Source organism: Halomonas meridiana (assembly GCF_009846525.1).
Lineage (GTDB): Bacteria > Pseudomonadota > Gammaproteobacteria > Pseudomonadales > Halomonadaceae > Vreelandella.
Genome location: NZ_CP024621.1, coordinates 2555481 through 2568795, shown reverse-complemented (window position 1 = coordinate 2568795; position 13315 = coordinate 2555481). Strand labels below are relative to the sequence as shown.

The following is a 13315-nucleotide window of genomic DNA, read 5'->3' as shown; positions in this document are numbered from 1 at the left end:
CGCCATATCCTGCTGTCTATTCTCGATTAGAAAGCAGGGTAATGGTTATGGCAATGCCAGCTGACGTCAACAAGGCCTGCTCGATGCAGGCCTTACTAACAAGGAGTGTTCACCTTGTCTGAACCACTCACTGTGCCACCTTCGCTCACCGCCCAGGTAGAGCGGCTGCTGCCGAGTGCACGGCTAGGGCGTTTAAGGCGCTTGCGTCGCGGGCTAGAGAAAGAGGGGCTGCGTGTCGATGCCAACGGCCATATTGCGCAAACGGCGCATCCCCATGCGCTCGGGTCGAAGCTGACTCACCCGCATATCACCACCGATTACTCCGAGGCGCTACTAGAGTACATCACCCCGGTGTACTCCGAGCCGAAAGAGGCGCTGGCCTTTTTATCCGACCTGCACACCTTTACCTATCACCACTTGGAAAACGAGTGGATTTGGCCGGGTAGCATGCCCTCAAGGCTGTCAGGTAACGATAGCGTTCCCATTGCGGATTACGGCAGCTCCAACGTGGGCACCATGAAGCATGTCTATCGCAAGGGACTGGATGTGCGCTACGGGCGTATCATGCAGGCCATCGCCGGCGTGCATTACAACGTATCGTTGCCGGAGGATATGTGGCACGCCCTGCGGGAAATGGAAAAAGCCACCAATATTCCCTTCAACGACTACCGCTCGACTCGTTATTTCGGAATGATTCGTCACTTCCGCCGCCATAGCTGGCTGTTGCTCTATTTGTTTGGTGCCTCTCCGGCCATCGACAAGAGCTTCCTGCCCCATGGCCAAGTGCCGGATAAGCTCCAGCCGCTGAGTGACGACACCTACTACGCGCCTTATGCCACGACGCTACGCATGTCGGATCTCGGCTACCAAAACAAGGTGCAGTCGCAGCTCAAAATTTGCTTCAACTCGCTGTCGAATTACGTCAATACGCTGCGTCACGCCATCTCCACGCCCTGGCCCGATTACGAGGCGCTGGGCGTTAGAAACGGCGATGAGTGGCAGCAGCTCAACGCCAATATCCTGCAGATCGAAAACGAGTACTACAGCGACATTCGGCCCAAGCGCGTCGCCAAGCACAACGAAACGCCAAGCCAAGCGCTGGAAGCTCGGGGCGTCGAGTACATCGAAGTGCGCTGCCTGGACCTCAACCCGTTCGACCCGCTGGGCGTGACCGAAACCCAGATGCGCTTTGTCGATACGTTCTTGATGTGGTGTTTGCTCAGCGATAGCCCTTGGATCTCCGACGAAGAGTGTGATCGTTTAGACGATAACCGCCGTTTGGTGGTGGAGCGGGGGCGCGACCCGGACCTGCGCCTAATGCGGGATGGTGAGTCGGTCACGCTGCCTGAGTGGAGTGAGCAAATCTTTGCGGAAATGAGGGAAGTGGCGCGATTGCTCGATGCGGTCGAAGAGGGTGCGCCTCATGCCGCTGCGCTCGACGACCTGGCACCGCGTCTCGAAGACCCATCGCTAACGCCGTCAGGAAAGATGCTGGCGCGTTTACAGGAAGGTAATGGCTCGCTTAGCGACACGCTGCTTGAGATGGCCCAGGCACAAGCGGATAAGCTGAAAGCTACGCCGATGCTGCGCTCACGCGAAGCGCTGTTGGCGCAGTTGATCGATACCTCGCATCAGCAGCAGCGGGATATCGAAGAGGCCGATCAAGAGAGCTTTAGCGCGTTTCTTGAAAGCTATTTTGCCAAAGCGCGTGAGTCACGGGCACTGTCTGCACTCCCCTCCGAGGACGCTCAATGATTACACCCGCCATTCGTCCGGCAGCGCTCGCCGGTGTTGCCTTTTGCGTACTGATGATGGCCGTCGCCTTGAGCCTCGAACACATCGTCGGTTTGGAACCTTGCCCGCTGTGTATCTTTCAGCGCGTTGCGGTCATTGCGGCAGGGTTGGTGTTGGCGGTAGCGGCCATTCATAACCCCAAAGGCGGTGTAGGCAAAGGCATCTACGGCGTATTAGGGCTTGCGGCCGTGGGCACTGGCGCGTTCATTGCCGGTCGCCACGTATGGCTACAAGGTCTGCCTGCCGATGAAGTGCCGAGCTGCGGCCCGGGGCTCGATTACATGATGGACATTCTGCCCATGCAGGAGGTCGTGGCGAGGGTGCTGACAGGGTCAGGCGAGTGCGCCGAGATCGACTTCATGCTGTTAGGCCTCTCGTTGCCCGCCTGGACGCTGATTGGCTTTTTAGTGCTCGCGCTGGTGCCACTGCGTATTCTATGGCTGGCCATTAAGCGCTAGGATAGGCGTCAGGCGGTCGAGTTAGTCGCGGCTGCCTGACGTAATCGTTGACTATCGAAGGCACACTATCCAGTATCAAGGAAATCATCTCCGCCACGATTGACAGAGGTAGAAGGAAAGGCGAGTCTAGCCCTGTTCAAGGCGGCTATCTGCAAGGAGAAAGCCCCATGCTCGAAGATTGCAAAAATGCCCTGGAGCGCTGGGGGGGCGTGCACAGCCTGATCGACCGCTGGCTGGACCAACGCCGTGCGCTGCTGGTGAGCTTCATTGAGCTAAAAGATGCCTGCGACGTAGAGCTAGAGGCCGTCAGCAAGGCGCGCATCGATACCTTTAGCGAACTGCTGATGGATTACATCAGCGCCGGACACTTCGAGGTGTATCCGCAGCTAGCGGAAGAAGCCAAAGCGTTCGACGACGACAGCGCACTCCAGATCGCCGCTAAACTGCTCGAACGGCTAGAGATGTCCACGGCCATGGTGCTGGAGTTCGACGAGGATTTCGCCTCTCCGGTGCGTTGCCAGCAGAACCTGGCGCGGCTTCCCGCTTGGATCGACCGCCTCGCCAAAGGGCTGACTGAGCGCTTTGCATTGGAAGACCAGCTCATCGCCCGGCTACACGCTGCCCACAGCCCTCAGCAGGCCAAGTCTCCCGCTTGACACCTCCTCCTCAGGCAGCGCACGTCGCTGCCTGAATCACAACGGTTCACCGCCCAGCCTTTACTTGTTACGCCTCAACGCCCCGCCAATCACCAGCATGCAGGGAGTGAGCAGCAGGGTAAGGGCGGTGGCAAAGGTGAGGCCGCCAGCGATCGCGCTGGACATCTGTGTCCACCACTGGGCGGAAGGGGCGTTGAACCCAAGCGCCGGGGCGAAGAGGTTCACGTTCACCCCTAATACCATCGGCATCAAACCTAGCACCGTGGTAATGGCCGTGAGCAACACGGGCCGCAGGCGTAAGCAACCCGCTTCCAACGCCGCCTGCGCAGGTGGCATGCCATCGGCGCGTAGCTCGTTATAGGTATCGATCAGCACGATATTGTTGTTCACCACGATGCCTGCCAGCGCGATGACCCCCATACCCACCATGACGATGCCAAAAGCCTGCCCGGTAATGAGCAAGCCCATCAACACTCCGGCGGTGGAAAACACAATCGCCGAGAGCACCAGCGCTGCTTGGTAGTAGCTATTGAACTGCGTCACCAGAATCAGTGCCATCAAGCCAATTGCAATCAAGAAAGCACCGACCAGAAACTGCATCGACTCCTGCTGATCCTCCTGTTCACCGGCGACGTTGACCATCAAGCCGTCGGGCAATTGACCTTGGCCTGCGTCTAATAGCGCGCGCAGCCGCTCATCGGCTAAGAACCCTGGCGCTAAGTCAGCCTCTACCGTAATGGCACGGCGACCATCGATACGGTTGAGCGTGCCCACTTTCGGCGCAGGGGTGATCTCTACAAAGTGTGAAATCGGTACCTGACCGCGCGGGGTATTAATCGTCAAACGCTCGAGCTGATTCAGCGTGCGCCAGTTCTCCGGCAGTCGCACCCGAATATCCACCTCGTCGTTTACCGTGGGCGGGCGGTAAGACGCTACTTGCAGCCCGGTCGTGAGTAGCTGCACGGCGCTACCAATCGTGGTGATGTCGGTTCCCATGCGGGCGGCGGCTTCACGATCCACGTTCACCTGCCACTCGACCCCCGGCAAGCTGCGGTTATCCTGAATATCGGTGAAACCGCCCAGTTGGCGCATCATGGCCGTCAGTTGGTCGACCCCCGCATCGGCAACCTCTGGGTCGGTCGCACTGACCTCCAGCACGATAGGTTTACCACCGCCGGGGCCCATCTCCTGCTCTTGGAACTCCAAGGTAATACCCGGGATATCCTGCGTACGTTCGGCCATATCCGCCAGAATAGTGCGCGCGGGGCGGCGCTGGTGCCAGTCGATGAACTGAAACTGCAGCATGCCAATCACATCGCTGCCCATCTGTTGATCGGGCACGGCATAAGAGCGCGCATAGAGCGCTTCCACTTCGCTCAGTCCGCCCAGCCGCTGCTCCACGCGCTGCAAAATGGCATCGGTTTCCTCCGCCGAAAAATCACCGCGGGCGCGCACCAGTACTTGAGCGCTGTCCGGCTCGACGTTAGGGAAGAAATCCACGCCATGATTGAAGCGCGCATAGCCGGTGTAGAGTAGGGCAATCAGCAGTACCGCAAACAGCAATACCCAGGCAGGATGCTGAAGCAGGCGGCTCAAGATCCGACGATACCCACGCCCAAGCGCTGTACTTTCATCTATCGGCCCGGTGCCACTCGCCTGCGAGGTGCGGGTGAACAGGCGGCCAAGGGTGGGCAGAAATACCAGCGCCATGGCCAGCGAGGCTAGCAGGCACAAAATCACCGTGGCGGGTAGGTACTTCATGAATTGGCCCACCACGCCGGGCCAGAACAGTAGCGGGATGAATACGGCGAGTGTCGTTGCCGTGGAAGCAATCACCGGCCAGCTCATGCGCGAGGCCGCGTTGAGCCATGCTTGATGCGGCGCTTGGCCTTCGTGCAGGTAGCGGTCCGCCAACTCGCTGACCACGATGGCCCCATCCACCAGCATGCCCGCCACGAGAATCAGCGCAAACAGCACCACGATATTGAGCGTAAAACCAAACGCCCACACCAGCAGAATACCGGTGAGAAATGCCCCCGGAATCGTCAGCCCCACCAGCAGCGCCATCCGCCAGCCCATCACAGCGACCACCACGACCAGCACCAGCACCACGGCGGTCAACACGTTATTGAGCAGCTCAGACAGCATGCTCTGGACCGTGACGGACTCGTCCAAGATGGTCGTGACGCGCAGCTGCTCGGGCAAAAGGTCCTCGGCTTGGGCAAAGGTCGCGCGCACCGCCTCGATGGTGGCGATGATATTGGCCCCCGCGCGTTTGGAAATTTCCAGCACCACGGCGGGCTGACCATCAATGCGGGCGAACCCTTCGGCCTCTTTGTAGGTAGGGTGAATCCAAGCCACGTCGCCAAAGGTGACGACTTGATCACCCTCGACCTTTACAGGCATGTTCATCACATCGTTCAGCGACTCGATAATGCCGGGCACTTTGAGTGCCAGCCGCCCCGCGCCGGTATCCAGGCTACCGGCTGCCACCAAACGGTTATTGCGGGAAACTTGGTTGAAGAGGGTATCAAAATCGACGCCGTAGCTCTCTAGCACCAGTGGGTCGACGACAATTTCTAAAAGGTCCTCACGCTCCCCGGCGATGTCCACTTCCAGCACGTCGGCGATGCCTTCGATTTCCTCTTTCAGTCGCCGAGCGATGGTCATACGCTCGCGGGTATCCAGGTCGCCGGAGAGGCCGATACTCAGAACGGGGAACTCCGAGACATTCACCTCCATCACCCGAGGCTCTTCAGCTTCATCGGGCAGGCTGCTGCGGGCAATATCCACGCGCTCGCGCACATCGGCCAGCGCGGTGTCTGGGTCAAAACCGGGGTCGAACTCCAGTGTCACCGAGCCATGCCCTTCGCTGGATTGCGCAGTAAATTTACGCAGCCCTTCGATGCCGCGCAGTTCTTGCTCCATGGGGCGGACCAGCAGCCGCTCGCCATCTTCGGGGCTGACACCTTCCAGGGCGAGGGAGACGTAGATGATCGGAATCGTCACGTCCGGGTTCGCCTCCTTGGGAATCATCTGCCATGCAGCAGTGCCCGCCAGCAGAAGCCCTACCAGCAGCAGCAGCGTAGTACGCGTATGGGTGAGGGCGGCATTAATCAGCTGTCGCATGTCCACCTTCCTGGGCAGGCACCGGCGTTACCGCGTCGCCGGGGTTCACCAAACCAGCCCCTAACGTAATGAGGGTGACCGGGTTGGGGAGTCCGCTGACGTAGGCGCGCTCGGTGTCGGCGCTCACCAGCTCGACGGCGGTTTGCACCACACGATCCTCGTCATCCAAGTGCTTGATGGCTAGCTGGCCCCGATCATCCAGGCTAAACAGCGCCGGGGAGAGCGTGTGGACCTGACGAGGCGGCAAAGTAATGGTGAACTCGGCGCTGCCGCCCGCCAGGCGCAGGCGCTCGGGGTTATCGAGCGCTACTTCGATATAGAAGGAGCGGGTAGCTTCTTCTGCCCGGCTGCTGATATAGCTGACTTCGCCGGTGAGCGAGCCGCCGTTGAGCAAGCGCGCCGTCACGGGCAAGCCAACGGCCAATTCGCCTACCTGCTGCTGAGATACCCAGGCGGTGCCGGTCAAGCGGCGGTCATCGATCAAGCGCGCCCACTCTTCGCCAGGCTGGAGCAGATCGCCAAGCTCCACCTGTACGCGGTCTAATACGCCCTCGAACGGGGCCGTAGGGCGAGTGTCTTGTAGTTGCTTCTCGAGCTGAGCTACTTGGGCCGCGCTGCCGCTGAGCGCACTCTGTAAGCGCAGCAGTTCCGGTTGTGAAATTAGCTCGCGACGGCGCAAGTTCTGGGCGCCAGCGTACTCGGCTTCGGCCAGCGCTAGCTCGTCTCTGGCCTGCTGCAAGCGCTCGGGCAGGGCATCGTTATCCAGCACGAGTAGCGTTTCGCCCTGGCGCACGCTTTCTCCTTGCTCAATCGGCTTCTCTGCTACATACCCCCCGACGTTGGCACGCAGCACCGTTTCGCGCTCGGCGGTCAGCTGGCCCTGCAGCACCTGCTGGGGAATATAGGGCGTGCTCTGCTGAGTGTTTACCTCGACGCGGGGAAGGGTCTCGGCTTCCTCTGCTGCACTTTCAGGAGGTGACGATTGAAACTGCTGAAAATCGCCAACGGCCAGCCATACCACTAACGCCAGCACCAGAAGGCTTGCCAGCGCGTAAGAGGGGGGAATTCGTCGCATGGGAAGTCACGGTTCCAAATAGGATGACAAAAGATAAAGAGTGCGGTAAGGAAGGTGCCGCAGCCCGTCACACCATAGCGTAACTGGCCGTTTTCAGCGAGTACCAAGCCCGCGGGCAAATGGGTAGTCGTCTCATGTCTGATTGAGTTTTTGAGCATCTGGGCATAACATCGTGGCGCTATTCTTTACCAGGCGAACCTCCATTAGGCGAACCATCAAGGAGCAATGATGAAAGATCCAGTACGTATTGCGATTACCGGCGGTGCCGGCCAGATCAGCTACTCTCTTATTTTCCGTATTGCCGCTGGCGACATGCTGGGGCCGGATCAGCCCGTCATTCTCCAGCTTCTCGAAATTCCTCAAGCGATGGACGCGCTGAACGGCGTCGTGATGGAAGTCAACGACTGTGCGTTCCCGCTGGTACAAGACATCGTTGCCACCGACGACCCGAACGTTGCCTTCAAAGATGCCGATTTCGCCCTGCTGGTAGGTGCGCGTCCGCGTGGCCCGGGTATGGAGCGTAAAGATCTGCTGGAAGCCAACGCCGCGATCTTCTCTGTACAAGGCAAAGCGCTGAACGACCACGCCAGCCGTGACGTCAAAGTGTTGGTCGTCGGTAACCCGGCCAACACCAACGCGCTGATTGCTTCTTGCAACGCGCCGGATCTGGACGCAGGCCAGTTCACTGCCATGACGCGTCTGGACCACAACCGCGCGCTGACGCAGCTGGCTCAAAAAACTGGCAAGCACGTCACGGACGTCGAAAACATGATCATCTGGGGCAACCACAGTGCCACCCAGTACCCGGATCTGGCCCAGTGCAAAGTCGACGGCAAAGCCGCTTTCGATCTGGTCGAGCGTGACTGGTACGAAAACGACTTCATCCCGACCGTTCAACAGCGCGGTGCCGCCATCATCAAAGCGCGCGGTGCGTCCTCTGCCGCTTCTGCTGCGTCTTCTGCCATCGACCACATGCGCGATTGGGCGCTGGGTTGCGACGGCATCGTCAGCATGGCGATTCCTTCCGACGGCAGCTACGGCATCGCCGAAGGCATCATCTACTCCTACCCGGTTCGTTGCCAGGGTGGCAAATACGAAATCGTACAAGGTTTCGAGCTGGATGCATTCAGCAAAGAGAAGATGCAAGCCACCGAGAAAGAACTGCGCGAAGAGCGTGCTGCCGTCGAGCATCTGCTTGGCTAAGCGCGCCTGCTAAGCGCTTTTAACAAGCGGTTAGTCACGCAAAACCCCGCAAGATGTCTTGCGGGGTTTTTTGTATCTATTCACTCATCCTGTCGCGCGGCGTAAGCGGAGCACACCCGCGAAGCACCACGTTAGGGGGGACGATGGAGTCACCAAGATTTGATGGTTCATGGTGGCTCCATCCGGGCGGCTAATCGCCGCCTTCGCGGGTGCCTCATTTGCTCGTTACCTCGCAAGATTCGTTACGCCGCGCTACGGAGTGTCACGTACTGACGGTGGGCACCTTGTAGCGCGTGGTAAGCGGAGCGCACCCGCGAAGCACCCCGCTAGGGGTGCCGATGGTGGCATTAGGTTGGATGAATTACGGCGGTAATATCGAGGCGGCTGTCGCCATCTCAAGAAATGCGTGACACTTACCTTAATCCCGCAGGCTCATAATTCGCCAGTTTCGCTCTTCAGCCACTTGGCGTAGGGTGTCGTCGGGGTCGACGGCGACGGGGTGCTCGACTTTTTCCAACAGCGGGAGGTCGTTGTGGGAGTCGCTGTAGAACCACGCGCCGTCCATCGTGAGGTCTTGGGCTTCCAGCCACGCTTGTAAACGAGTGACTTTGCCTTCGCGGTAGCTGGGTACGCCATCGACACGTCCGGTATAGCGGCCGTCGATCATTTCGGGTTCTACGGCGATTAAATCATCTACGCCCAGGCGCTCGGCGATGGGGCCGGTGATGAAACGGTTGGTGGCGGTAATGATCAGCAGCGTATCGCCTTTGGTACGGTGCCGAGCCAGCAGCTCTTCGGCTTTGGGTAGAATGTGCGGCTCGATCTTGCTGGCCATGAACTGCTGGTGCCACGCCACTAGCTGTTCGGGGCTGTTATCGGCCAACGGCTTGAGCGCCATTTCCAAAAACGCCGCCATGTCCAGCGTGCCCGCATTGTAATCAGCCATGAAACGTTCGTTGGCTTCGCGGTACGCCACGGGGTCCACCGCCCCCTGTTCAAGCAAGAACTCTCCCCAGGCGTGATCGCTGTCGATGGATAGCAGCGTATTGTCCAAATCGAAAATGGCCAGACTCACGGCGCTCCCCTTATGGTTACGGTTGGTGGTGAATAGTGGACGTTGGTCGTGGGACACAAAGCGCCGGATTATCGCAGAGTCACCTAGGTTTAACCACTTAGCGTTATATTGTATTGATACGGTTGTCTCCCTTGTGGAAAAATGGGGACAACTGAAAATTTATGAAGGTGATGTCCGTGATCGACGCTGACGGCTTTCGCCCCAATGTTGGCATCATCATTGCCAATAGCCAGGGGCAGCTGCTTTGGGCGCGTCGTGTAGGGCAAAATGCGTGGCAGTTTCCCCAGGGAGGCATCAAAGCAAGCGAGACTCCACAACAAGCGCTTTTTCGTGAACTTCACGAAGAGATCGGCTTAACCGCCGACGATGTTGATATTGTCGCCTGCACCCGGGGCTGGCTGCGCTACCGTCTGCCACGACGCATGATTCGTACCCACTCACGGCCGGTCTGTATCGGCCAGAAGCAGAAGTGGTTTTTACTCAAAATTCGTTGCCAAGAAAACCGGATCTGTATGACGGCCACGCCCAAGCCGGAATTCGACGGTTGGCGATGGGTGAGCTACTGGTACCCGCTTGGGCAAGTAGTGCCGTTCAAACGCGAGGTTTATCGGCGCGCACTCAGGGAGCTTTCTCCGCGCGTGCAGCGCTTGGCACAAGATGACGAAGGATAACGCGCGTATCACTGCAGGGTAAGTGCAGTGGTAGCCAGCCGGACAATCCCTCAGCGAGGCAGATAATAGTGAATAGTAAAACGTCCATGCTTGAGGTGCTGCGACGCGTTATTCAAGAAGTGAATGGCGCACGAAACCTCGACGCCGCGCTGTCGACCATGGTTCGCCGCATACGCAAAGCCATGCAGACCGATGTGTGCTCCTTTTATCTCTACGATAAAGAGCTGGAGTCGCTCGTGCTCATGGAAACCATCGGCTTGCGTACCCAAGCGGTTGGGCGTGTGGTACTTCCTTTGGGCGAGGGTTTGGTGGGCCTGGTTGCCAAGCGAAGCGAACCGCTCAACCTGGAAGATGCCCAATCGCACTCCCATTTCCGTTACTTCGAAGCCACCGGTGAGGAGCGCTACTCCAGCTTTCTAGGCGTGCCCATCATCCACCAGCGCCACATGCTCGGCGTGCTGGTGGTTCAACAGGCGGAAAAGCGTCGCTACGACGATGAAGACGAAGCCTTTTTGGTGACCATGGCCGCCCAACTGGCGGGTGTGCTGGCACATGCGTTAGCCACGGGCAACCTGTCGCGCCCGGCGCTGCCCGGCGGGCAAGCCATGTTCAAAGGTGTCGCGGCGTCACCCGGTATGGCCATGGGCGAAGCCGTGGTAATCACACCGCCTGCCGACCTTAACAGCGTTCCTGACCTGATTCCCAGCGATCAAGAGTACGAAATTGCTCGCCTAAAAGAGGCCATCGGCAAAACCCGCGATGAAATTCGTGCGGCAGCGGAGCGCTTGGTCAACCGGATCTCCTCCCAGGAGCTGGCGCTGTTTGACGTATACCAGCAAATGCTGGGCGAAGCCGCGCTCTCCGAAGAGGTAGAGAAGCGTATTCGTGAAGGGCAGTGGGCGCCGGGGGCGCTCGCCGATGTCGTCCGCCGCCATGTGCAGTATCTTGAACGCGTCGATGACGACTACCTGCGCGAGCGGGCGGCAGATATCCGTGACCTGGGCCGCCGCGTGCTGGCGCACCTGCAGGAGGATACGCCCTCCACGCCGGAAACCTATCCGGATAATGCCATCCTGGTCGGTGATGAAATCAGTGTGGCCATGCTGGGGGAAGTACCCCGCGACAAGCTCAAAGGCCTCGTCTCAGTTCGCGGCTCTAGTACGTCTCACGTGGCGATCGTGGCCCGTGCCATGGGTATTCCCACCGTATTGGGCATGGTCGATTTGCCGCTGCCGCGTCTTAATGGCGCGCCCGTGGTGCTCGATGGGCATCGGGGGCGCTTGTTCGTTCGCCCCGCTGCCGAGCTGCAAACCCGCTACGCCAGCTTGATTGCCGAAGAGAAAGTGCTCAGCGAAGTACTGGAGCACGAGCAAGACCTCCCCAGCGAAACCCCCGACGGCCATGAGATGCCGCTGATGGTGAACACCGGATTGGCAGTGGACGCCTCTGCACTGCTCAAGAGCCGGATTGGGGGAGTAGGGCTCTACCGCACCGAAGTGCCGTTCATGATCACCGAGCGCTTCCCCGGTGAGAAAGAGCAAATGCGTATGTACCGCGAGCAGTTGGAGGGCTTTGCGCCTCTGCCTGTCGTGATGCGTACGCTGGATATCGGTGGCGACAAAGACTTGCCCTACTTTCCCATCGAGGAAGCCAACCCGTTCCTGGGCTGGCGGGGCATGCGGGTAACCCTGGATCACCCCGAAGTACTGATGGTGCAGCTACGCGCCATGCTCAAAGCGTCTCACGATTTGGGCAATCTCTATGTCCTGTTCCCCATGATCACCAACGTCGAGGAAGTGGATGAAGCCATTCGTCTCCTCGACCGAGCTATCTTGGAGTTGGGCGAGGAGGGCATTAGCGTCGAGCGCCCCAAAGTGGGCGTGATGATCGAGGTCCCGGCCACCATCTACCAGATGGACGCGCTGGCCAAGCGTGTCGATTTCTTCTCGGTGGGGAGTAACGATTTAACGCAGTACCTGCTGGCGGTCGACCGTAACAACCCACGCGTCTCCAGCTTGTACGATGCGCTTCACCCAGCGCTGCTGGGGGCGCTGCAAGAACTCGCCCAAGATGCCAAACGGCTCGACAAACCCATATCGCTGTGTGGTGAACTAGCGGGTGACCCGGCGGGTGCACTGCTCTTGATGGCCATGGGCTTCACCAGCCTCTCCATGAACGCCCCCAGCCTGCCAAAAGTGCGTGCCGCAATTCGTCGGGTCTCCCTGACGGATGCGCAAACGCTGCTGAAAGAGATCATGCAGCTAGATACGCCTGCCCGAGTCCACGAGCATCTGAATAAACGACTGGATGAGTGGCAGCTGTCGCATCTGTTGCCTCCTCGGGATTAGGGCACGGCTCGCTCGTTCAAGGCCGTCAATGTGGTATCGCCCAGAAAGCGGCCGAGCGGTCCAAAGCGCTGCTCGGTGAGAGTGGCATTGCCCAGGGCGTTCAGCGTCAGCCATGTGGTGGCGCGCGTACCATACTGCTCGCCCACGATGAACGCCGCCGACAGCTGGTGTTCGAGTGCGAGCCCAACGCCGGTATCTGGTAAGAGAGCTGGCTCGGCCAAAGCAGGATCGTGTAGTGCGTGACCGGTGTGACGCCGCCAGTGACGCGCCTCGTTCCCTGCAAGCGCCTGCCGCACGGCCTCGAGCTTAGGCCATGGCGTGTTCAAGCTAGCATTCGAAAGCCCATGAACCCCAGGGGCAACTTGCGACAGCGACACGCCCTCGTAACCTCGATGCAGGTGCCAGCAGTGGCGGGTCGTGGCGACCAGTAAATTGAAGCCTGCGTAGCGCTCGGCATGGTGACCAGCCAGCGCCTTGAGCCACTCTGCCGGATCGTCGGCGGTGAGCACGCCCGCAACTAATTCGCCCCGGCTGGGAGCGCTGTCGGGCGTCTTCAAGCGCGTGTCGCGGACGTTGGTGAGCGCTGCTATCACGCCACGCCGATTGGCTGCCAGCCACGTACCCCCCGCCTCCAAATCGCGGCCTCCGCATAGAGGGAGGTCCTGCCAAGCGCTTAGCGGAGCCGTGGCGCGCGCATGAAACTCATCGCGATTGCCTGCTAAGCGGAGCGGAGTCGCGCTACCGGGCGCCCAATGAAAGGTCATTAAACACATACATAGCCCTTGATCGGCAGTCGTCGTGCCGCCTGGTTGAAGTGGTGGGAGCGCGTGGCATGACAGGGGTGCGGTGTCGACGTACACTTAGCAGTGAAACGCGGGTCATCCACGTGAACCACCTACACGTAAG

General features: G+C 59.5%; 10 protein-coding genes. 6 read left to right on the top strand and 4 right to left on the bottom strand.

Features of this window, described 5'->3' with window-relative positions:
- Nucleotides 1-114 precede the first annotated feature (114 nt).
- From gshA to rsd, 3 genes are all read left to right on the top strand, one after another.
- Complete coding sequence (gene gshA, locus CTT34_RS12355) at nt 115-1755, top strand: glutamate--cysteine ligase (protein WP_159342699.1); 1641 nt, start codon at nt 115-117, stop codon at nt 1753-1755.
- A complete protein-coding gene (locus CTT34_RS12350) occupies nt 1752-2252 on the top strand; it encodes a disulfide bond formation protein B (protein ID WP_159342698.1) in 501 nt (166 codons plus the stop codon). The genes gshA and CTT34_RS12350 overlap by 4 nt, the downstream gene beginning before the upstream one ends.
- 167 nt (nt 2253-2419) lie before the next feature.
- Nucleotides 2420-2908: a sigma D regulator gene (gene rsd / locus CTT34_RS12345; RefSeq protein WP_159342697.1), complete on the top strand. Its 489-nt coding sequence runs from the start codon at nt 2420-2422 to the stop codon at nt 2906-2908.
- Between the two features lie 60 nt (nt 2909-2968).
- On the opposite strand, the gene CTT34_RS12340 is transcribed toward rsd, so the two are convergent.
- Together CTT34_RS12340 and CTT34_RS12335 are read right to left on the bottom strand one after the other, a co-directional pair.
- Nucleotides 2969-6037, bottom strand: a complete 3069-nt coding sequence (locus CTT34_RS12340) for an efflux RND transporter permease subunit (RefSeq protein WP_159342696.1) — start codon at nt 6035-6037, stop codon at nt 2969-2971.
- Nucleotides 6021-7112: an efflux RND transporter periplasmic adaptor subunit gene (locus CTT34_RS12335; RefSeq protein WP_159342695.1), complete on the bottom strand. Its 1092-nt coding sequence runs from the start codon at nt 7110-7112 to the stop codon at nt 6021-6023. The genes CTT34_RS12340 and CTT34_RS12335 overlap by 17 nt, the downstream gene beginning before the upstream one ends.
- Nucleotides 7113-7340: 228 nt before the next feature.
- Between CTT34_RS12335 and CTT34_RS12330 the strand changes: the two genes are divergently transcribed.
- The gene (locus CTT34_RS12330; RefSeq protein WP_016913321.1) at nt 7341-8315 is read left to right on the top strand and encodes a malate dehydrogenase; all 975 of its coding nucleotides are present in this window, start codon (nt 7341-7343) and stop codon (nt 8313-8315) included.
- A gap of 418 nt (nt 8316-8733) precedes the next feature.
- Here the strand turns inward: CTT34_RS12330 and CTT34_RS12325 are convergent, their stop codons facing one another.
- The gene (locus CTT34_RS12325; RefSeq protein WP_159342694.1) at nt 8734-9390 is read right to left on the bottom strand and encodes a histidinol-phosphatase; all 657 of its coding nucleotides are present in this window, start codon (nt 9388-9390) and stop codon (nt 8734-8736) included.
- A gap of 176 nt (nt 9391-9566) precedes the next feature.
- On the opposite strand from CTT34_RS12325, the gene CTT34_RS12320 reads away from it, so the two are divergent.
- Together CTT34_RS12320 and ptsP are read left to right on the top strand one after the other, a co-directional pair.
- Complete coding sequence (locus CTT34_RS12320) at nt 9567-10061, top strand: RNA pyrophosphohydrolase (RefSeq protein WP_139527002.1); 495 nt, start codon at nt 9567-9569, stop codon at nt 10059-10061.
- An 86-nt stretch (nt 10062-10147) separates the two neighbouring features.
- Complete coding sequence (gene ptsP / locus CTT34_RS12315) at nt 10148-12409, top strand: phosphoenolpyruvate--protein phosphotransferase (RefSeq protein WP_159343786.1); 2262 nt, start codon at nt 10148-10150, stop codon at nt 12407-12409.
- On the opposite strand, the gene CTT34_RS12310 is transcribed toward ptsP, so the two are convergent.
- A complete protein-coding gene (locus tag CTT34_RS12310) occupies nt 12406-13182 on the bottom strand; it encodes an NRDE family protein (RefSeq protein ID WP_159342693.1) in 777 nt (258 codons plus the stop codon). The two genes, ptsP and CTT34_RS12310, sit on opposite strands and share 4 nt — an antisense overlap.
- Nucleotides 13183-13315: the final 133 nt, after the last annotated feature.